Source organism: Streptomyces luteireticuli, assembly GCF_041519305.1.
Taxonomy (GTDB): Bacteria; Actinomycetota; Actinomycetes; order Streptomycetales; family Streptomycetaceae; genus Streptomyces; species Streptomyces luteireticuli.
Window position 1 is genome coordinate 7,582,748 of record NZ_CP167927.1, and the last position, 20,335, is coordinate 7,603,082.

Here is a 20,335-nt window from a genome sequence, read left to right on the forward strand (position 1 = left end):
GTGAGTCCAGCGCCACGGCTCTCCTGAGCCATGATCGAAGCCCCTTACGGGCAGCGATAGTTGGCCCGGTGCCGCATCCTGGGGCGCGCCGGGAAGCCGCGGCGCCGCGCGGGCGACGGGTGGTTGCGTCGGCGGACGCAGTGGTCGAACACGCCTTGCAGGACGTGCAGTTAGGAAATGTATGGGTTCATTGCCGAATGGCGGCGCACGCGCTCGGCACCACTATCGTCGAGTCATGACACGAGCAGCGCGAGTTGCGACCGCTGATCCCCTGCAACGTGTGACTGTCCCGCACTGTGATCGTTGGGGATCGCATGGTACGGGGTGAGATAGAACGAGGGCAGCGAACCCGGCTGTTGACGCGACCGTCGGCCGGTACGGCGGAGAAGCATCCGGGAATCTGCGCACAGCGGAGTCGGCTTCCGCCTCCGGCCGACACGGCGGGCCCGGCGCACCGGACCGGCAGTGCTTCCGCGGGCCGGCTGCTCGGCGTCGACCTGGCCCGTGGTCTCGCGGTCTTCGGCATGTACGCGGCCCATGTCGGTCCCCGCCCGAGCGCGGGCGGGGCGATCGGCTTCCTGATGGAGCTGTCCCACGGCAGGGCCTCCGCGCTCTTCGCCCTGCTGGCGGGCTTCACCGTCGTCGTCATCACCGGGCGCAGCACGCCGAAGACGGGTGTCGCGGGCCGTCAGGCCGTCGCCAAAGTGGTGATCCGGGCCGCGGTGCTGGTGGCCGCCGGTACGGCGCTGGCCATGACCGACCCTCCGGTCGATGTCATCCTGGCCTTCTACGGCGTGTACTTCCTGCTCGTGCTGCCGCTCCACCGGCTCCGCGCAGGGCAGTTGGCGTTGATCGCGACGGCGGCGGCCATCGTCTTCCCCCAAGTGCTGTACGCCCTCGCGCAGATGACCGGCGGGAGCGGGTACGGGAACCAGAACGGGGCCGACGACGTGTTCTCCCTCCTCGTCGGCGGCAGTTACCCGGCCATCACCTGGGTCCCGTTCGTCATCGCGGGCATGGCCGTCGGCCGCCTGGACCTGGCGCGCACCGCGGTCCGCGTCCGGCTCGCCGTCGCCGGTGTCTGCCTCGCGGTGGTCGGCCACGGAGGCTCCTGGCTGGCACTGCGGTTCGTCCCCGGCGCCGCCCGCGCCCTTGCCGACGTGGCCGGACCGGGGGCGGCGAGCGCCTGGTGGTCCGACAGCGCCGGCTACCCCACCTACGACACGCCGGCCTGGCTGCTGGCTGCCTCTCCGCACAGCGAGACGACGCTGTCGATCGTGGGCGGCACCGGAGTGGCGATCGCGGTCCTGGCCCTCTGCCTCATGGCCGTGGACACCGTCCCGCGCCTGCGCGCCCCGGCCCGGCCGGTCATCGCCGTGGGATCCATGTCCCTGACGGCGTACGTCCTCCACTTCGGCGGAATATGGCTCCTGGACATCGAGGAGGCGCCGGGATCGCCCATGCCCGTTCTGCTCGGCTTCGTCGGCGCCGCCACGGTGTTCGCCGTCATCTGGTCGCGGTTCTTCCGCCGTGGACCTCTCGAATGGCTGGTGTACAGAGTGGCAAACCTTGCCCGGTACGTGCCGTAGAACACGAGGAGCGATTCGTCTGTCTCGGTCCGGACCCGGGCCGCGGGCCCGCGGCAGCGAAGTTGCAGGACACTCGGCGTGATGGTCACACGGCCGGCCGACGCGCCGCCGAGCACGCCGCCCCCGCCCCGGCCTGTCCGACGATCAGTCCCGCATTACCGCCCCGTGCCTTGGCGACGCAGCGCTTCCGCGCCCGCGTACCGGGCACTGTCGCCCAACTGCTCCTCGATGCGGATGAGTTGGTTGTACTTGGCGGTGCGATCGGAGCGGGACAGCGACCCGGTCTTGATCTGGCCGCAGCCCGTGGCCACCGCCAGGTCTGCGATCGTCGTGTCCTCCGTCTCTCCGGAGCGGTGCGACATGACGACGGTGTAGCCCGCCCGGTGGGCGGTGTCGACGGTGGCCAGGGATTCCGTCAGGGTGCCGATCTGATTGACCTTCACCAGGACCGAGTTGGCGACGCCGGAGCCGATGCCCTCGCGCAGGAGGGTCTCGTTCGTGCAGAACACGTCGTCACCGGTGAGCTGGCAGCGCGCACCGACCCGTGCGGTCAGGTCCCGCCACCCCGTCAGGTCATCCTCGGCCATCGGGTCCTCGATCGACACGATGGGGTAGGCGTCGATCAACTTGACCAGGTAGTCGGCGTGTTCGGCGGGTGTGCGCCGTACTCCTTCCCCGGTGTAGTCGTAGACGCCTTCGCGGAAGAACTCGGACGACGCCGGATCCATGGCCAGGCCGATGTCCGTGCCCGGCCGGTAACCCGTGCGCTCGACGGCGGTCACCACGAAGTCGAGGGCCTCCTCGGCGGTGCGCAGGGCGGGTGCGAAGCCGCCCTCGTCGCCCACACCCGTGGAGTGCCCGGCGGCGAGGAGGTCGCGGCGCAGGGTGTGGAAGATCTCGGAGCCCATCCGCACGGCCTCGGCGAAGGTCGCCGCGCCGATCGGGGCGATCATGAACTCCTGGAAGTCCAGGGGATTGTCGGCGTGCGCGCCCCCGTTGACGATGTTCATCATCGGTACGGGCAGCAGCCGGGAGTCGGAGCCGCCGAGGTAGCGGTAGAGCGGCAGGCGATGGGTCGCGGCTGCGGCCTTGGCGGTGGCCAGGGAGATCCCGAGGATCGCGTTGGCGCCGAGCCTGGACTTGGCGGGCGTGCCGTCCGCGGCGACGAGGGCGGCGTCGAGACCGGCCTGGTCCTCGGCCTCGCGGCCGGTGGCGACGGCTGCGAGCTCCGTGTTGACGTGGCGCACCGCGCGGTCGACGCCCTTGCCGTGCCAGCGGGCCGGGTCGCCGTCGCGGAGTTCGACGGCTTCGCGGGCACCGGTGGAAGCGCCGGAGGGGACCGCGGCCCGGCCGATGGAGCCGTCCGCCAGTTCCACGTCCACTTCGACGGTGGGGTTGCCCCTGCTGTCCAGGACGCGGCGGCCGGTGACGGAGGTGATGGCGGTCATGGGAGTCCTTCCCGTTGTCGCATATGTGCCGGGTGTGGCTGCGGCGACGGTGGCGCTGGACCCGACACCGCAAACTGTACAGCAAGGCTGATCAGTTCTCCTGTTCAGCCTTGCTGTTCAGCTCTGCTGCACAGCTTTGCTGCACAGTTCTGCTGTTCAGCGGAGCTGCGTTAAAATCCGGTATGCCCCTTCCGGAATCCGCCGCCGTCGCGGCCGAACTGCGCACCGCGATGGGAAAGCTCACGCGGCGCGTAAAGCTCGAGGACCAGATGCCGCTCGGCCAGGTGGCCGTCCTCGGTTCGCTGGACCGCAACGGTGCGATGACGACCAGCGAGCTCGCGGCCGATCAGCGGGTGCGCCCGCAGTCCATGGCCCGGGCCGTCGGACTGCTCATGGAACAGGGGTTGATCACGCGCCGGGCGCATCCGACCGACGGCCGCAAGAGCCTGGTCGAGCTCTCCTCAGCGGGGCAGACGCTGCTGGAGGAGGAGCGGGGGCGCAGGGCGGACTGGCTCGCGCGGGCGATCGAGGCGGAATTGACGGGGGAGGAGCGGGAGTTGCTGGCGCGGGGGATCGGGCTGGTGGAGAGGCTCGCGGCGCACTAGGGCGTGTCCGATGGGGCGGTCCGACCGCGAGACAGCGGGCTCAGCGGGAGCGGATGCGGTTCGAGGCCGCCGAGTCGGCGCGGCTCACGCGTAGTCGAAGTAGCGGTGCCACCACATGGTCTGCCAGTCCTCCAGGTTCCCTCCGTCGTACCGCTCCCTCAGCAGGCGCCCGGGGACATAAGTGCAGCCGAGATCGGCCGAGGCGGTTGCGATCCGGTCCCGGTCCTCCTCGTGCAGCCGCTCGACGGCGAGGGCGCTGTCGCGAGCGTGGCCGCCCGCACCTGCCGTGATCAGGGAGCCGAAGTTGCTCAGCCGGACGATCACCCGCTGCCTGCTCTCCGTCGCCGTGGACGGCACCACGATCTCGCCGCGGAAGGAGGCGTCCTGGACACCACGATCAACCTCGCAGACGCACCGGAACCGCTCCTCGAGCAGCCGGACGAGCGACTCGAACCGGCAGGGAGCCGTACGTCTCGCGTGGTCGCGCGGGAATGCGATGGACTCCGGGTCGTCCAGCTCCCGCAGCACGCCCCGCAGATGGTCGTCGTCGTAAATCACGGATCAATTCTCACTCACTCGCCGTCGGCGCCGTTTCTCAGCTCAGTTGCTCGGCCAGCGCGAGGATGATTCCGCTCGGCCCGCGGAGGTAGCAGAGCAGGTAGCTGTCCTCGTAGCGCGTCACTTCGCCGACGAGTTCGGCGCCGTGCGGGCGGAGGCGGGCGAGGGTGTCCTCGATGTCGTCGACGGCGAACATGACGCGGTGCAGGCCCAGCGTGTTCGCCGGGGTGATCTCCGGCTCGGGGGTGATCGCCTTCGGGGTGTGGTACTTCGCCAGTTCGATCCGGCCAGGGGCGTCCGGGATGCGCATCATCGCGATTTCGCATCGCATGTCGCCGCCGAGCCCGACGACATTTCCCGCCCAGCTTCCTTCGATCGGCATCCTGCCTTCCAACTCCATGCCGAGTTCGGTGAAGAAATCGACGGCGGCGTCGATGTCGTCGACGACGATGCCGACATTGTCCATGCGCTGAATCGTCATGCCCGTGAGGATAGGGGCCGGGTCCGACGCCGTCGGCTCGGCCAGGCCGGCGGTCGGCGCGCGGGGCAGGGGCGTCGGAGATACCGTGGGACAGGTAGTCGTTTTCTACCGGCTTCTACCGGCATGTCCGCTGATGAATCAGCAGGACGCCACCCTCACCCCCAGGAGGGGCCGTGGCTACAGGCAAGGTCAAGTGGTTCAACGCCGAGAAGGGCTTCGGCTTCATCGAGCAGGACGACGGCGGCCCCGACGTCTTCGTCCACTTCTCGGCGATCGAGGGAGGCCCGGGCTCGTACCGCTCCCTGGAGGAGAACCAGAAGGTCGAGTACGACGTCACCCAGGGGCAGAAGGGGCTGCAGGCCGAGAACGTCAAGCCGCTCTGAGCATCTCCGTTACCGAGGCGCTGGGAGGACGCGATGCCCCAACGGCACACCTTGAGCGTGCTCGACTGGCACGATGACGGGTCCTCCACCTCGTCCGTCTGGGTCGTCAGCGCCGATGAGCGCGAACGCGTCAGGGATTTCCTGGGACGCGGCCCGGACATGGAGGGCGTCGTCACCCCGGAACAGGCGGACGAGGCAAGGACGATCACGCAGTCCTGGCTGACCTGCGCCAATGGGGACTCTTCGGCCTGACCGCTGCCGGACCGGCACCGCGGCGCAAGCCGACGACTCCTTAGCCCGCGTGGTGAACGAGGGCTACTGCGGCGGCTTCGGCTTGATGATCGCGAACGGGGCCCCGAACGGATCGGTCAGCCAGCACATCCGGCCCACGTCCGGGACATCGGACGCCGGCATCAGGACCGAACCGCCGCTGCCCTGCACTCTGGCGACGGTCTCGTCCACGTCGTCCACCGAGAAGTACGGGATCCAGCGCGTCTCCTCCGTATCGCCCTGCAGCCCGGCGACGCCGCCGAAGGACGCGTCCTGCTGGTCGCCCTCGCCCGTGGAGAGCACCGTGTACGTCATGCCCGGCATGTCCATCGCCTGCGAACGCCAGCCGAACACCGCCGCGTAGAAGCCGAGGGCACCCGCCGGGGTCGGTGAACTGGGCCGTCCGCCCGGCATCGAAGACGTCGAACGGCGCGCTGCGCACCCGCCCGCCGTGCTGTTCGACGGCCTTGGCCGTGGCGTCCGCGTCCGGCGTCCGGAAGTACAGCGTCCACGCCGGGCTCGCGCCCTCCTCGGTGAGGGGGCCGATCGCCCCGACCGTCCTGCCGTCCTTCCGGAAGAATCCGTAACCGCCGGAGCCGGGACCCGCGGACCGGAACTCCCAGTCGAAGACCGCGCTGGAGAAGGCGACGGCCGCGGCGGTGTCGGGCCCGGCTGGTCAACCAGAGCGCCCAGGGGGAGAGTTGGCAGATACGGTCGCCGGAGGCGGGATACCGCCCCCGGCGCCCGGTCAGCGGGTGGCGAGGAACTCCAGCGTGTCGATCACGCGGTTCGAGAAGCCCCACTCGTTGTCGTACCACGCGACCACCTTGACGCGGCGGCCGTCGACGCGGGTGAGGGCCGAGTCGAAGATCGACGAGGCCGGATTGCCAGTGATGTCGGACGACACGAGCGGGTCGTCCGAGTACTCGAGGATGCCGGCGAGCGGCCCCTCCGCCGCGGCGCGGTACGCCGCCAGCACATCGTCGCGCGTCACGTCGCGGGCGACGGTCGTGTTGAGTTCGACGATCGAGCCCACCGGCACCGGTACGCGGATCGAGTCGCCCGACAGCTTGCCGTCGAGCTTCGGCAGCACCAGGCCGATCGCCTTGGCGGCGCCGGTCGTGGTCGGCACGATGTTGACGCCGGCGGCCCGGGCGCGACGGGCGTCGCGGTGCGGACCGTCCTGCAGATTCTGCTCCTGCGTGTAGGCGTGCACCGTCGTCATGAACCCGTGCTCGATACCGGCGAGTTCGTCGAGGACCGCGGCAAGTGGCGCGAGCGCGTTGGTGGTGCAGGAGGCGTTCGAGACGATCGTGTGCACGGCCGGGTCGTAGGCGTCGGTGTTGACCCCGAACGCGAGCGTGACGTCGGCGCCGTCCGACGGCGCGCTGACGAGTACCTTGCGCGCGCCCGCGTCGAGGTGGGCGCGGGCGGCCTTCGCCGAGGTGAAGCGGCCGGTGGCCTCCAGGACGATGTCGACGCCGAGTTCGGCCCACGGCAGCTGCGCCGGTTCGCGCTCGGCGAGCACCCTGATCCGGCGGCCGTCGACGACGAGGGTGTCCCCGTCGACGGTCACCGGGCGCCCGAGCCGGCCGGCCGTCGAGTCGTAGGCGAGCAGCCGGGCGAGAGTGGCGGGCTCGGTCAGGTCGTTGACGGCGACGATCTCGAGGGTGCTGTCGCGCTCCAGCAGTGCGCGCAGCACATTGCGTCCGATGCGGCCGAATCCGTTGATGGCGATGCGAGTCATGAGTGAGGTCCCTTCCCTTCGCCGCCATGCTCGTCCGCGGCCCGCGCCGCTGACAGTGGCGGGATCGCCACGGTTCAAAAGGATCCCGCCAAAAGGATCCCGCCACGCGGGTGCCGGGCGGGCTACTCGCCCCGGGTGAAGGTGCGCCGGTACTCGCTCGGTGTGGTGCCGAGGATGCGCTGGAAGTGCAGGCGCAGGTTCGCGCCGGTGCCGAGCCCGACGTCGGTGGCGATCTGCTCGACGCTGCGCTGCGAGCGCTCGAGCAGTTCGCGGGCCAGGTCGATGCGGGCACGCATCACCCACTGCATCGGCGTGCAACCGGTCTCCTCGACGAAGCGCCGGGAGAACGTGCGCGGCGAGACCTCGGCCTGCCGCGCCAGTATGTCGAGGGTGAGGGGGTCGCCGAGCCGGTGCAGCGCCCACTCGCGGGTGGCGGCGAACCGCTCGCCGAGCGGCTCGGGGACGCTGCGCGGCACGTACTGGGCCTGGCCGCCGCTGCGGTAGGGGGCGGCGACCAGACGCCGGGCCGCGTGGTTGGACGCGGCCACTCCGAGGTCGCCGCGCAGGATGTGCAGGCACAGGTCGATGCCGGAGGCGGCGCCGGCGGAGGTGAGCACGCTGCCTTCGTCGACGAACAGCACGTTCTCGTCGACCCGGACGAGCGGATGCCTGGCCATGAGCGCCCGCGTGTAGTGCCAGTGCGTGGTGGCGCGCCTGCCGTCGAGCAGGCCCGTGGCGGCGAGCGCGAAGGCGCCCGTCGAGATGGCGGCGAGCCGTGCGCCCCGGTCGTGGGCGGCGATCAGTGCGTCGACGACGGCCTGCGGCGGGTCCTCGCGGTCCGGGAACCGGTAGCCGGGGACGAAGACGATGTCGGCCCAGGCGAGCGCGTCGAGGCCGTGGTCGACGTAGTACGCGAGGCCGTCGCCGCCGGCCACGGGACCGGGTGTCGCCCCGCACATCCGCACCTCGTACGGCATGCTCGCGCGGGTCGTGAAAACCTGCGCGGGAATTCCGACATCGAGGGGCTTCGCGCCTTCGAGTACGAGGACGGCGACGCGATGCAGGCGGGAGGCTGGCACAGGAAGAGATTACGTGGGGCGTGACGCCTCTCTGAGAGGGCGGTACGTACGTGAGTTGATGTCCGGTCCGTCGTCGCAGTTGTTCAGCGAGGGCGGCGCTTGGCGAGGCGGCGAACGAGCAGGGGGACGACGGATCCTGCCAGGAGGGCGGCGAGCGGTACGGCGGCGTTCACCCATGGGGCCCGTAGGGGTTTGTAGGCGGCGATGCCGTCTTTGATCTCGATGTAGCCGCGGGGGCGGGCGCCGGCTCCGCCCCCTCCCGTGCCGGTGTTTGCGGCTCCGGCTTCGGGGCCCGTGCCCCCGGCGAATCCGAAGGCGATTTCGGCGACCGGAATGACGGTGATTCCGCCGCTGGTGACGGGTTCGCCGAAGACGGCCGACACCGAGGCCCGGCTACCGAGCTGTTCGGCCAGGCGTTCCATCAGGACTGCGGCCGTGTCGGCCTGCGGGACGGGCCGGTTCGGTATGTCTGGGCCGGTCATCGGATACCTCCGGGTAGGCGGGTACGGCGGTTCCGAGGATATGGGAGGGCCCGGCATGGGCCGCGTGCGGATCGGTTGTGCGGCGGGGGGCGCGGGCACGCCACTTGCCCTATGGGTGAGGGAAGTTGCGGCGGCGACCTCGTCCAGCAGGGCGGTGCCGTCGGGACGGAGAGCCCCCGACGGCACGCGCGTGCTGCGGCCGATGCGGCCTCAGTGGCCCGTCAGGGCCGCAGCAGTCCGTCGAACTGCTCCCAGCCCGACCACGGGCCGCCGATGGCTGTCTGCCAGCGGTGATACGGGTAGCCGCCGCTGTTGACGCCGAAGAGTTCGACGCGCCCGTCGGCGTTGGTCTCGGCCGCGACCTGGGTGAGCAGTCCGTCCAACTGCTCCCACCCGGCCCACGGGCCGCCGATCCCGGTCTGGGCGCGGTGGAAGATCTGGTCGGCACTGTTCGTGCCGAAGATCTCCAGTCGGCCGTTGGCGCTGCGGGCGGCGGCGATCGAGGTCAAGGAGCCGTCCATCTGCTCCCAGGGCGACCACAGCCCGCCCAGGACGGTCTGCCACTTGTGGAATACGCCACCGTTGCTGTTGACGCCGAAGAGTTCGACGCGCCCGTCGGCGTTGGTCTCGGCGGCAATCTGGGTGAGCCGGCCGTCCAGCTGTTCCCAGGCCGACCACGGGCCGCCGATGGCTGTCTGCCAGCAGTGATAGACGTACCCGGCGCCATTGACGCCGAAGATCTCCAGTCGGCCGTCCGCGTTGCGGGCGGCGGCGATCGAGGTCAGGGCGCCGTCCATCTGCTCCCAGTCCGACCAGGGCTTGTCCGCGGTGAAGGTCTGCCACCGGTGGTAGACGGACCGGCGCCGTTGACGCCGAACAGCTCCATGCGCCCGTCGGCGTTGGTCTCGGCGGCCACGGCGCGCAGTGCGCCGTCGAACTGGTACCACGGCGACCAGGCTGTTCCGGGGTGGCCCTGGAAGCGGTGGAAGACCCCGTCCCCGCTGTTGGTACCGAAGAGTTCCAGCCGGCCGTCGTAGTTGCGGGCGGCGGCTATGGAGGAGCCGAAGACGGCGGCGCGGGCCTTGCTCCCCGCGGCGGCGGGGCCCGGCGCGGTGCCCACGACCGCCAGGGCCGTGGCGATCGCCGTCATGACGCCGACCAGTCGGCCGAGGCGTCTGTGCCGCCTTCTCGGTCTCCCCGGCTTTCTCAGCCTTCTCAGCGTTCTCATCGACTCGACTGTCCTTTCCTGCTGGGGAACGGTGCCATGCCGGTGCGAAACGCTGAGCACGCTACAGCCGCCCTCGCGTCCCGCACAGGCCCGTGCGTCCCACGGGGCTCTTTCCGGCCGGTGAGGAAGTTGGGCCTGCCTCCTGTCAGCGAGGCCGGTGCGTCGACTACCGGAACGGATCCGGGCTCTACCTGTGGTGGTTCGCGTTCAACCGGGGGACGAGAAGGCCCACGCTCCGCAGGAGCTAACTGCCGTCCGCATCAATTCTGTTGTGCCACTGCTTCTTCCCCGCCGGAAGTTCCGTCCGTCCCGGACGCGGTGGCGACGATGTCTGTCCTTCTCGACCCGTCAACTGCAGTGCGAGTACGGGTGGTTGTTGGTGTTGCTCACGCCGCCGTAGGAGAAGTTCCACGTCGAGGTCTCGCCGGAGCATGAGTGCCCATAGGCGGTGAAGTTCCAGTTCCCGGTGTACTCGCGGTTGTTCGTCACGCCGGTCACTGGGATGTACCCGGCGTCAAACCAGTACGTGCCCTTGTTCAGCACCGGCTTGTTCGAGTTCACGGAGCTGTCCGAGCTGGACTTCACGTCGACCTGGCCGAATCTCCAATTGTTGACGTAGTTGGTGTTCCACAGGTTGACCTCGGTGTAGGCGCCGCTGCAGTTCCACCCGAGGTAGAACTGACCGATGGTCTGCGAGCCCGCCTTGATGCTCTGGATGTCCCCGAGCACCTGGCCGCCTGGGGGACAGCTTGCCGCATTGGCGGATCCGGTTCCGACTGTGGTGAACGTGAGGCTGGCCGCGACAACGGCGAGCGCAGCAGAGGCCGTACGTATACGGGTGCATATCCGCATAATTCCCCCTGGAAGTCGTCGAGATGGGCCCTCTTTGGCATGCTCATGCTCCCACTGGGCTTGCGCCTGCCCCAGAGCCATTCCCGGTCATTCGGTCGGCGAATTGAACTCCGCAAACGCGCACTCCTCACCCACTGAAGATCAACACGGTGGGATCACGGACATCGCGACGGAGCCCGGGGCCCTGCTCCGCGACCACCGATGCCGCCGAGTCGGTCGGCTTCGGGAGCCTGGCCACCCTGTGCACGGCGGGCATTCACGCGCTCGTCGGCGACGGCGGGTTCGCCCCCCAACCGCCTCGCAAGGGCGGCCTCGACGCCTACCTCTGGCAAGCTGCCGTCAAAGTCTTGCCCTGAGTCGAGAATCTCCGGGCGGCACTCGCACCGGGGAGGACCGGAGGCGCTTGGTCACGCCTCCTGGGCGGGCCCGGCACCTGGGGGTGTGAGGTGTGCGCGCTTGGCCGTGCGGCCGTCGCCCGAGGAGCGGCCGCGCAGGCGGCGGGTGATCCAGGGGCCGGGGAAGTCGGCGGCCCAGCGCAGTTCGGCGGCGCCGGTGCGCCGGCCGGTGGGCGACGGGGTGGTGGGGGTGGGCAGGGGGTGGGTCCAGGAGTCGTCGCTGCCGGGCAGGGCGAGGGCATGGGCGACGGCGGCGGCGATGCGTCGGTGGCCGAGGGGGCTGGCGTGCAAGTGGTCCGTGCTCCACAGACGGAGGTCGGTGACGACGGCGTGATGACCGGTCTCGGCGACGGCGACGCCGTGCCGGTGTGCGGCCCGGCGGATGCGGTGGTTGAGGGCGGTGACGCGGTGGCGTACGGGCCGGGCCGGCGGGGTGATGCGGGCGATGTCAGGGAAGGTGAGGGTGGCGACGCGGGTTCCCCGGGCGGTGAGTGCGGCGAACATCGCCTCCAGGTGGCCGGCGACCTCGTCGGCGTCGAAGCGGGGCCGCAAGAGATCGTTGACGCCGGCTGCCACCGTCGCGAGGTCCGGTCTCAGGGCGAGCGCGGGGGCGAGTTGTTCGGCGTGGACCTGGCCGGCCAGGCGGCCTCGGACGGCGAGATCGGCGTACAGCAGACCGGAGTTGTGGCGGGCATGGCAGGGCCTCTGTTTCGGTGAGTTGGTGGGGGAGGGGGCCCGAAGCGTCACGTCCGTGATGCGGCGCGCTTCCCGTCACGCGTCGCTGTCGCGCGTTGTTCGAGTACGCGGAGCGCGGTCTCGCCCCACTGGATGTTCTCCTTCTCGAAGGCCATGCCGCGCAGCAGTGTCAGGTACGGCCCGATGCGTTCGGCCTGTGCGCAGTACTCGTCCTCCGTGCGCCCCTTCAGGAGGCGTTCCTTGAGTCGTTCGTACCGGGCGAGCTTGGCCTCGGCCCACCCCATGCGCTCCGTGATCGCCGCCCGTACGGCCTCGGCGTTCCCCACGTCCGTGCACTGCACCTTGACCAGGAGCTCGTCACGGATCGTCGTCGGCTTGCCCGGCGGTTCGGCGACATAGGCGCGCACGGCCTCCATTCCGGCTTCGGTGAGTGAGAAGAGCCGCTTGTTCGGCCGGCGCTCCTGCTCGACGATCCGGGCGGAGACGAGCCCCTCGCTCTCCATGCGTTCGAGCTCCCGGTAGAGCTGCTGAGGGGCGGCCATCCAGAAGTTCGCGACGGAGGCGTCGAAGCCCTTGGCCAGGTCGTAGCCGGATGCCTCGCCTTCGAGGAGGGCGGCCATCACCGCGTTGCGCAATGCCATGAGGGCAGAGTATTGCATCGTTGACTAGTCATGGATATGAGTATTCGGCCGTTGTTGCCGCCTTGCCCGCAGGGGGTGGACAGCGGGCACGCCGCGCCGCCATAGTCTCCGACGCGTCTACTCAACGAATTGACTAGAGGTGAGGCTGTGCACCCGTTCCGCAAGGCCGTCGAGAACCGCGACGAGGCCGCCATCGAAGCGCTCCTCGCCGAGAACGTCCTCTTCACCAGCCCTGTCGCCTTCAAGCCGTACCCGGGCAAAGCGATCACCGCGGCGATCCTGCGCGGGGTGATGCGGGTCTTCGAGGACTTCGCCTACGTGCGGGAGATCGCGAACCCCGACGGCCGCGACCACGCCTTCGTCTTCACCGCGACCGTCGACGGCCGGCAGATCCAGGGCTGCGACTTCCTGCACTTCGACGAGGAGGGGAAGATCGACGACTTCACCGTCATGGTCCGTCCGCTGTCCGCCGCCCAGGCGCTGGCCGAGGCCATGGGAGCCCAGTTCGACCGGATCGCCCACGAGGCCGGACAGGCCGCCGGGTCCGGACCCGACGTCTGAATCCTCATTTCCCCGGCGCCCGGCCACCGCCGGCGCCCATACCGGCTGTGCACGGCTTCATCGCGTGCCACAGCGCGTCAATCCGCAAGGCCGCCGCGTCGCGGGACGCGGCGGCCCCGGCCGGCCCGCCCAAGGAGCCGCACCGTGTCAAAGATCGACGCACCGACCGTCGGCCGGCTGCCCACCTCGCCGCGCACGTCTTCGGCCTGTCCCGTAGGCATTCCCTACGGGACCCCCAGGGGATTCTCCCCCCTTGCGGCCTGGGGGTCGCTCCATGTCCCGGCGGTGTGGCCAACGGGCATGATCCATCCATGACTTCACGGCGAACAAAAATTCGGACTCTGGCCGGCGCTGCGGTCGTCGGCAGTGTGTCCGCCCTGGTGGCTCCGGTCCCGGCGGTGGCCGGCCCCCACAGTGAGCGGGTGCACGGCGGGGCCGTCGTCTCCGTCGAGCAGGCGGCCGACCTCACAGCGGAAGAAGTGGCCGGGAAACTCCGCGGGAAGATCGACTCGTCCCAGGTCCGCTACGGCGTGACCGCCTATCGGGTCACCTACCGCACCACGGACAGCACGGGCGCCCCCACGACCGCGAGCCAGCTCGTCGTCCTGCCCAAGAACGGGGAACGCCACCTGTCCACCGTCTCCTGGCTGCACGGCACCACCGTCTACCGCAAGGACGTCGCCTCGGAGAATCCGAAGTCGGACGACCGGCTCGCCGCCCTGCTGTTCGCCTCGACCGGGCGGGCCGTTTCGGCGCCCGACTACGTGGGCCTCGGCTCGGGCGAAGGATTCCACCCCTACGGTGACCCCCGGGCCACGGTCTCGGCCTCGGTGGACGGCCTGCGCGCGGCCCGGACCGTCGCCCACCGGAACGGCCGGGAGCTGAAGCGGAAGGTTCAGGTCAGCGGGTTCTCGCAGGGCGGCCCCGCGACCATGCTGGTGGGCCGGGCACTTCAGCAGGAGGACGCCGACCGCTACTTCCGGCCGGGGGCACTGGCCCCGGTCGGCGGCCCCTACAACCTCTCGGCCTTCGAGGCCGCCGCGGCCGACGACAAGATCGCCAAATCCGGCATCTACCTCGCCTACTTCGTCACCGCCTGGAACAGGATGTACGGCCTTTACGCCTCACCCGGCGACGCCTTCCGCGCCCCCTACGACCGCAAGGTGGAGGGCCTCTTCGACGGACGTCACACCGCCGAGCAGATCGTCGGCGAACTCCCGGCGGCCTCCAAGGACTTGTTCACCGAGGACTTCCTGAACAAGATCCGCAAGCCCGACGGCGTCCTGAAGGACAGACTGCGCCCGATGGACAACACCTGCGACTGGCGGCCGAACGCGCCGGTGGAAATCTTCCACGGCCGGGGCGACAAGGACGTCGACTTCGGCCATGCGACGTACTGTGCCGACCAGTTGACGAGGAACGGCGCCGCACACCGGCTGACCGACGTCGGCGACTACGACCACAGCGGATCGGTACAGCAGGCCCTGCCCCGGATCATCAGGTTCTTCGACGAGTCGGCGAAGACCGGCTGAGAAGACCGGCTGAGACAGTGACGTCAGCGGCAGGGCATCCTGCTGTCCGTCGCGGTGGTCGTCCTGCTCATGCCCGACCGCCTGAGCACCGGCCCGGACGAGCCGGCGCGGCGCTCAGGCAGTCGGCAGGCACAGTAGGAAGGCCGCGCCGCCCTCCGGGCCGGGGGCGACGGCTTCGAGGGTGCCGTGGTGGCGGGTGGCGATGTCCCGGGCGATGGCCAGGCCCAGGCCCGAGCCGCCCGCGTCGCGGTCGCGGGCCTCGTCGAGGCGGGTGAAGCGCTGGAAGATCCGCTCGCGGTCCTCGGGCGGGATGGACGAGCCGTCGTTGAAGACCCGCAGCCGGGTGGTGCCGCCCGACCGGTCGACGGTGACGGCCACGGTGGTGCGGGCGTGCCGGGCCGCGTTGTCGAGGAGGTTGCGCAGCAGGCGGTGGAGCTGGAGGGGGTTGCCGCGGACGGGGGCGGTGTCGGGCAGGCGGGCCGTGAAGTGCGGGCTGTAGGGGTGCCGCAGGCTCAGCTCGTCGGCCAGTTCGCGCGCGGTGCCCGCGAGGTCGACGAGGGCAGGGGTCGGCTGTGGCGTGTGGGGGCGGGTGAGGAAGAGCAGGTCTTCGGTGAGGGCGTGCAGGCGGCGGGTGGCGGCAAGGGATTCGCTCGTGGTCTGCGGCCAGTCGGTCTGCTCGGGACGGGCGAGCGAGGCCTCCAGCCGGGTCTGGAGGGCGGTGAGCGGTGAGCGCAGCTCGTGGGCGGCGTCGGCGACGAAGCGGCGCTGCTGTCCGGTGGAGTGCTCCAGGCGGTCGAGGGCCTCGTTGGTGGTGACGGCGAGCCGTCGGATCCCGTCCCTGGCCGGGGGTACCGGCACGCGACGGGCGAGCCGGTGCTCGCTGATCTCGGCGAGTTCGCGGCGGATGGCGTCCACCGGGCGCAGGGCGCGGCGGGTCGCGGCGTAGGCGGTGGCCGAGACCAGCAGGGCGATCAGCGGGACTCCGGCGGCGAGCGGGCCGTCGAGCTGGTCGGCGGCGGCCTGTGCGGCGTCGGGCAGGACGAGGACGTACACCGTGAAGGTCCCCGGCCCGGGGCCGAAGACGGTCTCGTCCTTCGGCCCGACGGTCACCGCCGTGCCCACCGCGGTGAAGGTGCGGTGCGCCAGCCGGTCGGCCTCGGCCGGGTAGGGGTCTCCTTTCCGGGCGATCACCCCGCCGGTGCGGACGGTGACCGTGGCACGCCAGTCGTTGGAGGCGCCGGAGGGTGCCGGGGGCAGCTCGCGGTCGTCGAGTTCGATGTCCGCCGCCCCGTTGCCCCCGGTGCCGATCGAGCCCTTGCCGTTGACGACGAGGTACGGCCAGTCCAGGTTGGTCATCGGAGTGGGCCGCAGGGGAAGGTCGTGCGCGACGGTACGGGCCTGGACCCGCGCCTTGTCCACGGTGCTCGCGAACTGGGCGGCGTACACATGGCCGCGCAGCCACCAGGCACCGGCCGAGCAGAGCACCAGCGCCACCAGACCGGCCAGCAGCGCGGTACGCGTCTGGACCGGCAGGCGGCTAAGCACGCGCGGCACCGTCGTCGACCAGGCGGTAGCCGGCCCCGTGCACCGTCTCTATGCTGCGCCGGCCGAAGGGAGCGTCGATCTTGCGGCGCAGGGTGCTGATGTACACCTCGACGATGGAGGTGCCGCCCTGGTACGCGGGGTCCCAGACCTCGTCGAGGACGTCCTGCTTGGCGACCACCTGGCCGCGGCCCCGGGCCAGGCAGGCGAGCACCATCAACTCGCGTGCGGTCAGGGCGATTTCCTGTTCACCTCTGCCGCAGCGGTGTGTGGTGGGGTCGAGCCACAGGTCGCCGGCGCGCAGCGGCCCGCCGGCGCTGCCGCCCTCGCCGCCGCGCCGGATCAGGGCGCGCAGCCGCGCGAGGAGCACGACGTAGGAGAAGGGCTTGGTCAGGTAGTCGTCCGCGCCGGTGTCGAGGCCCTCGGCCTCGTCGTACTCGCCGTCCTTGGCGGTGAGCATGAGGACGGGCGTGCTCACCCCGCTCCTGCGCAGCTCGGCGCAGACCCGGTAGCCGTGCACGCCGGGGAGCATCACATCGAGGATGATCGCCTTGTACGGGTGCTGCAGGGCCAGTTGGAGACCGGTGAGCCCGTCGGTGACGTGTTCCACCGTGTAGCCCTCGCCGCGCAGCCCCTGGCGCAGGGCGCTGCCGATCTGCCGGTCGTCCTCGATGACCAAGATGTCCATGGGTTCCAGCATCGCAGGTCAGGGCTCCGCCTCCTTAAGGGATCTTAAGGTCCCCGAGGCGCTCTCAAGATCTTTAAGAGTTCCTTCGGCATCCCTTTCCTACGTTGTGGCCATCGGTCGACGACAAGGAGAGTCCGTGAGCATGCACGACGACCGGACCGAGATGCTTCCCGCGGTGCGGGCGGAGGACGGGCCCGCGCCCGGTGGTGAGGCGTCGCCGGGCCGTCGCCGGGTGTCCCGCAGGGCCTGGCTGACCGCCGCGGCGGTGGCCGGAGTGCTGGCGGTCACCGCGGGCGGTATCGCCCTGACCTGGACGGGTACGGGCTCCGGCGGCCCGAGGGCGGAGGGTCCCGCCGCCGGACAGACCGCGGAGGTGAAGCGGACCGACCTGAGCCAGCAGAAGTCGCTGTCCGGCACCCTCGGGTTCGGCGCCCCGGCGACCGTCAAGGGCCGGGGCATGGGAACGGTCACCTGGCTGCCGAAGACGGGCGCCACCCTGGACCGGGGCGGGCAGCTGGCCCGTGTCGACGACCGGCCGGTGACCGTCTTCCGCGGAGGCATGCCGCTGTACCGCACGCTCGGCGCGCCGGTCGTGTCCGGGAGCACGCCCGCGGCCGGGAGCACGCCTGCGGCCGGGAGCACGCCTGCGGCCGGGAGCACGCCCGCGCCGGGAAACACCCGCGGTCCGCAGGACACCGGCAAGCCCGGTGCCACGCCGCGGCCGACGGAGCCGGCGGGCAGTGACGCCGCCGTCGGCGAGGTCGCCGGCCCCGGCACCAAGGGCGCGGACGTACGGCTCCTGGAGGAGAACCTCTACGCCCTCGGCTACCACGACTTCGGCCGGCCCGACGAGACCCTCACCGACGCGACCGTCACCGCGATCAAGCGCTGGCAGAAGTCCCAGGGCATGCGGGAACCCACCGGCCGGGTCGCCCCGGGCGACGTGGCGGTGCTGCCCGGCAAGGTACGTGTCGGCGAGATCAAGGCGCACCTGGGCGACAGCGCCACGGAGGACCTGATGGTGGTCACCGGCACCGACCGGGTGGTCACCGTGCCGATGGCGGTCAACGACCTCAACCTCGCGAGCAGGGGGAACAAGGTCACCGTCACGCTCCCGGGCGGCAGGAGCGCCCAGGGCAAGGTGGCCGAGGTCGGCACGGTCGCCACCGGGGGCGGCGGCAACGGGAAGGACGGCCAGGGCGGCGGCTCCGGCGGCGGCGACCAAGGCGACTCCGGCGAGCAGGCCAAGGTCCGGGTCACCGTCGCCCTGGACGACCCGTCGGCGGCGGGCGGACTGGACGGCGCCCAGGTCACCGTCGACTTCGCCAGCGAGAGGCGCGACGGCGTCCTCGCCGTCCCGGTCGGCGCCCTGGTCGCCCTGCGCGAGGGCGGCTACGCCCTCCAGCTCCCGGCCGCCGCCGGGACGAAACCGCAGCTGGTGCCGGTGACGACCGGAATGTTCGCCAAGGGTCTGGTGGAGGTCTCCGGGCCCGGGGTCAAGGACGGCATGAAGGTGGTGAGCACCGCATGAGCACCGCGTACGAAAAGAGCACCGCGCACGGAATGAGCACCGCGTACGAACCGAGCGCCGCGTACGGAAACGGGGTTCCGGTCCTGGAACTCGACGCCGTCTGGAAGAGCTACCCCGGCGGCGTGCACGCCCTGCGCGGCGTCTCGCTCTCCATCGCCCGGGGCGAACTGCTCGGCATCGTCGGCCCGTCCGGCTCCGGCAAGTCGACCCTGCTCCACATCATGGGCATGCTGGACCGCCCCACCGAGGGGCACGTCCGCATCGACGGCCAGGACATCGCCTCGCTCGCCGACCGCGAACTGTCCGCGCTGCGCGGCCGGACACTCGGCTTCGTCTTCCAGCAGTTCCACCTCGTGGACGGCATGACCGCCACCGACAACGTGGCAACCGGCCTGATGTACGCGGGAGTTCCGGCCCGGCGCCGCCGGGCCACGGCCCTCGAAGCGCTGGAGCGGGTCGGTCTGGCCGACCGGGCGGATCACCTGCCGCACCAGCTGTCCGGCGGTCAGAAGCAGCGCGTCGCCATCGCCCGCGCCCTGGTCACCCGCCCCGCACTGGTACTGGCCGACGAACCGACCGGCGCCCTCGACAGCCGTACCGGCGATGCCGTGATGGCGCTGATGCGCGAGCTGCACGCACAGGGCACCACCATCGCGATCATCACCCACGACCGCGAGCTGGCCGCCTCGCTGCCCCGGCAGGTGGAGATCCTCGACGGCCGCGTCCGCCGCGACACCGGGCTCCTGGCCGGGAGCGAGGCCACCGCATGAAGCTGTTGCCCTCGCTGCGTCGGCACCGCCCGCGGTCCGCCGGCCTGCGGACGTACACACCTGCCCGGCTGTCCGTCCGCGACGTGCTCGCCCTCGGCGTGCTGCGCCTGCGTGCCCGCCCCATGCGGGCGGCGCTCTCCGCGCTCGGCATCTCCATCGGGGTGGCCACCATGATCGTGGTGGTCGGCATCCCGGCCTCCAGCAAGGCGGCCCTCGCCGAGCAGCTGGACCGGCTCGGCACCAACATGCTCAAGGTCAAGGCCCAGGACGACCGCACTCCGCTGCCCGAGCAGGCGGACGCCATGGTGGCCCGGATCGGCCCGGTCACCTCCGCCGCCGAGGTCGGCAAGATGCCGAACGTCTCCATCCGCCGCAACGACCAGGTGGACGCCGGCGACACCTCGGGTGTTTCCGTCATCGCCGCGCGCGGCAATCTGAAGGACACCTTCGAGGCCGATGCCTGGGCGGGTGCGCTGCCCGAACAGGGCGCCGGGAGGCTGCCGTCCGTGGTGCTCGGCCCCACGGCCGCCCACAACCTGGGCATCACCAGCCTTGCGCCGCACAACGGCATCGGGCCCCAACTCCTCGTCGGGGACAAGTGGTTCACTGTCACCGGCATCCTTCGCTCGATGCCCCTGCTGCCCGAACTCGACTCGGCGGCGATCGTCGGCTGGCAGGCCGCCAAGGAACAGCTCGGCTTCAAGGGCCACCCCGACACGGTCTATCTGCGCGCCCGGGAATCCGCGCTCGACGACGTCCGCGCGGTGGCACCGGCCACGGTCAACCCGCAGCGGCCCGAGGCGGTCACCGTCTCCCGGCCCTCCGACGCGCTGGCCGCCAAGCAGCTGACCGAGACGACGTTCTCCTCGCTCTTCCTCGGACTGGCCGCCGTCGCCCTGCTGGTCGGCGGGGTGGGGGTCGCCAACACCATGATCATTTCGGTGCTGGAGCGGCGTACCGAGATCGGTCTGCGCCGTGCCCTGGGCGCCGGGCGCGGCCAGATCCGTATCCAGTTCCTCACCGAGTCGGTGGTGCTGTGCCTGCTCGGCGGCGGTGCGGGGGTGCTGCTCGGCACCGCCGGTGTCGCGGGCTGGGCCCTGTCCCAGTCCTGGCCGGCCGTGCTGCCGCTGCCCGCAGTCCTCGGTGGCCTGGGCTCCGCGGTCGTGACCGGCGCCGTCGCCGGCCTCTACCCGGCCGTACGCGCCTCCCGCCTCACCCCCACGGAAGCACTCGCCAACGCCTGAGCCCTGCAACCCC

Annotated in this window: 22 protein-coding genes and 1 pseudogene; 9 read left to right on the plus strand and 14 right to left on the minus strand. The window is 71.0% G+C overall.

The annotated features are described in order from the left end of the window. Window positions 1–356: 356 nt before the first annotated feature. Complete coding sequence (locus AB8735_RS34090) at window positions 357–1,589, plus strand: DUF418 domain-containing protein (protein WP_372411511.1); 1,233 nt, start codon at window positions 357–359, stop codon at window positions 1,587–1,589. A gap of 155 nt (window positions 1,590–1,744) precedes the next feature. Here AB8735_RS34090 and eno read toward each other — a convergent pair whose 3' ends face one another. Continuing rightward, window positions 1,745–3,037, minus strand: a complete 1,293-nt coding sequence (gene eno, locus AB8735_RS34095) for a phosphopyruvate hydratase (RefSeq protein WP_372411512.1) — start codon at window positions 3,035–3,037, stop codon at window positions 1,745–1,747. Window positions 3,038–3,219: 182 nt separating this feature from the next. Between eno and AB8735_RS34100 the strand changes: the two genes are divergently transcribed. Next, window positions 3,220–3,642, plus strand: coding sequence for a MarR family winged helix-turn-helix transcriptional regulator (locus AB8735_RS34100; protein ID WP_372411513.1), 423 nt, complete (start codon window positions 3,220–3,222; stop codon window positions 3,640–3,642). Window positions 3,643–3,726: 84 nt separating this feature from the next. On the opposite strand, the gene AB8735_RS34105 is transcribed toward AB8735_RS34100, so the two are convergent. Next, window positions 3,727–4,200 (minus strand): hypothetical protein, encoded by a 474-nt coding sequence (locus tag AB8735_RS34105; RefSeq protein WP_372411514.1) that lies wholly within the window; start codon window positions 4,198–4,200, stop codon window positions 3,727–3,729. A 37-nt stretch (window positions 4,201–4,237) separates the two neighbouring features. Further along, the gene (locus AB8735_RS34110) at window positions 4,238–4,681 is read right to left on the minus strand and encodes a VOC family protein (protein ID WP_344020677.1); all 444 of its coding nucleotides are present in this window, start codon (window positions 4,679–4,681) and stop codon (window positions 4,238–4,240) included. A 173-nt stretch (window positions 4,682–4,854) separates the two neighbouring features. On the opposite strand from AB8735_RS34110, the gene AB8735_RS34115 reads away from it, so the two are divergent. Next, window positions 4,855–5,064, plus strand: a complete 210-nt coding sequence (locus AB8735_RS34115) for a cold-shock protein (RefSeq protein WP_344020675.1) — start codon at window positions 4,855–4,857, stop codon at window positions 5,062–5,064. A gap of 33 nt (window positions 5,065–5,097) precedes the next feature. After that, window positions 5,098–5,316, plus strand: a complete 219-nt coding sequence (locus AB8735_RS34120) for a hypothetical protein (protein ID WP_344020673.1) — start codon at window positions 5,098–5,100, stop codon at window positions 5,314–5,316. A 63-nt stretch (window positions 5,317–5,379) separates the two neighbouring features. Here AB8735_RS34120 and AB8735_RS34125 read toward each other — a convergent pair. From AB8735_RS34125 to AB8735_RS34165, 9 genes and pseudogenes are all read right to left on the minus strand, one after another. Then, window positions 5,380–6,001: pseudogene (locus AB8735_RS34125) on the minus strand (VOC family protein); the annotation flags it as partial. An 81-nt stretch (window positions 6,002–6,082) separates the two neighbouring features. Then, a complete protein-coding gene (gap, locus tag AB8735_RS34130) occupies window positions 6,083–7,081 on the minus strand; it encodes a type I glyceraldehyde-3-phosphate dehydrogenase (protein WP_372411515.1) in 999 nt (332 codons plus the stop codon). A gap of 122 nt (window positions 7,082–7,203) precedes the next feature. Next, window positions 7,204–8,160, minus strand: coding sequence for a helix-turn-helix domain-containing protein (locus tag AB8735_RS34135; protein WP_344020669.1), 957 nt, complete (start codon window positions 8,158–8,160; stop codon window positions 7,204–7,206). Between the two features lie 83 nt (window positions 8,161–8,243). Further along, the gene (locus tag AB8735_RS34140) at window positions 8,244–8,642 is read right to left on the minus strand and encodes a spore germination protein GerW family protein (protein WP_344020667.1); all 399 of its coding nucleotides are present in this window, start codon (window positions 8,640–8,642) and stop codon (window positions 8,244–8,246) included. Between the two features lie 221 nt (window positions 8,643–8,863). After that, window positions 8,864–9,439 carry a tectonin domain-containing protein gene (locus AB8735_RS34145; protein WP_372411516.1) on the minus strand — a complete coding sequence of 192 codons (576 nt, stop codon included), beginning with the start codon at window positions 9,437–9,439 and terminating at the stop codon, window positions 8,864–8,866. Continuing rightward, window positions 9,424–9,792: a hypothetical protein gene (locus tag AB8735_RS34150; protein ID WP_372411517.1), complete on the minus strand. Its 369-nt coding sequence runs from the start codon at window positions 9,790–9,792 to the stop codon at window positions 9,424–9,426. Before AB8735_RS34150 ends, AB8735_RS34145 begins: the two co-directional genes overlap by 16 nt. Window positions 9,793–10,218: 426 nt before the next feature. Further along, the gene (locus AB8735_RS34155) at window positions 10,219–10,599 is read right to left on the minus strand and encodes a hypothetical protein (protein WP_372411518.1); all 381 of its coding nucleotides are present in this window, start codon (window positions 10,597–10,599) and stop codon (window positions 10,219–10,221) included. A gap of 530 nt (window positions 10,600–11,129) precedes the next feature. After that, on the minus strand, window positions 11,130–11,864 hold the full coding sequence (locus AB8735_RS34160) for an SGNH/GDSL hydrolase family protein (RefSeq protein ID WP_372411519.1): 735 nt from the start codon (window positions 11,862–11,864) through the stop codon (window positions 11,130–11,132). Further along, window positions 11,861–12,454, minus strand: coding sequence for a PadR family transcriptional regulator (locus tag AB8735_RS34165; protein WP_344020659.1), 594 nt, complete (start codon window positions 12,452–12,454; stop codon window positions 11,861–11,863). Before AB8735_RS34165 ends, AB8735_RS34160 begins: the two co-directional genes overlap by 4 nt. A gap of 147 nt (window positions 12,455–12,601) precedes the next feature. Between AB8735_RS34165 and AB8735_RS34170 the strand changes: the two genes are divergently transcribed. Continuing rightward, entirely contained in the window at window positions 12,602–13,015 is a 414-nt protein-coding gene (locus AB8735_RS34170; RefSeq protein ID WP_372411520.1) for a nuclear transport factor 2 family protein, read from the plus strand. A 311-nt stretch (window positions 13,016–13,326) separates the two neighbouring features. Continuing rightward, window positions 13,327–14,547, plus strand: a complete 1,221-nt coding sequence (locus tag AB8735_RS34175; protein ID WP_372411521.1) for a lipase family protein — start codon at window positions 13,327–13,329, stop codon at window positions 14,545–14,547. A gap of 114 nt (window positions 14,548–14,661) precedes the next feature. Here AB8735_RS34175 and AB8735_RS34180 read toward each other — a convergent pair whose 3' ends face one another. Beyond that, window positions 14,662–16,092 (minus strand): sensor histidine kinase, encoded by a 1,431-nt coding sequence (locus AB8735_RS34180; RefSeq protein WP_372411522.1) that lies wholly within the window; start codon window positions 16,090–16,092, stop codon window positions 14,662–14,664. Next, on the minus strand, window positions 16,085–16,777 hold the full coding sequence (locus tag AB8735_RS34185; protein ID WP_372411523.1) for a response regulator transcription factor: 693 nt from the start codon (window positions 16,775–16,777) through the stop codon (window positions 16,085–16,087). Before AB8735_RS34185 ends, AB8735_RS34180 begins: the two co-directional genes overlap by 8 nt. A gap of 142 nt (window positions 16,778–16,919) precedes the next feature. Between AB8735_RS34185 and AB8735_RS34190 the strand changes: the two genes are divergently transcribed. The 3 genes from AB8735_RS34190 to AB8735_RS34200 are packed head-to-tail and all read left to right on the plus strand — an operon-like array spanning window position 16,920 to window position 20,322. Continuing rightward, window positions 16,920–18,308, plus strand: coding sequence for a peptidoglycan-binding protein (locus AB8735_RS34190; RefSeq protein ID WP_372411960.1), 1,389 nt, complete (start codon window positions 16,920–16,922; stop codon window positions 18,306–18,308). Next, complete coding sequence (locus AB8735_RS34195) at window positions 18,305–19,078, plus strand: ABC transporter ATP-binding protein (protein ID WP_372411524.1); 774 nt, start codon at window positions 18,305–18,307, stop codon at window positions 19,076–19,078. The genes AB8735_RS34190 and AB8735_RS34195 overlap by 4 nt, the downstream gene beginning before the upstream one ends. Continuing rightward, window positions 19,075–20,322: an ABC transporter permease gene (locus AB8735_RS34200; protein WP_372411525.1), complete on the plus strand. Its 1,248-nt coding sequence runs from the start codon at window positions 19,075–19,077 to the stop codon at window positions 20,320–20,322. Before AB8735_RS34195 ends, AB8735_RS34200 begins: the two co-directional genes overlap by 4 nt. The last annotated feature ends 13 nt before the right edge of the window (window positions 20,323–20,335 follow it).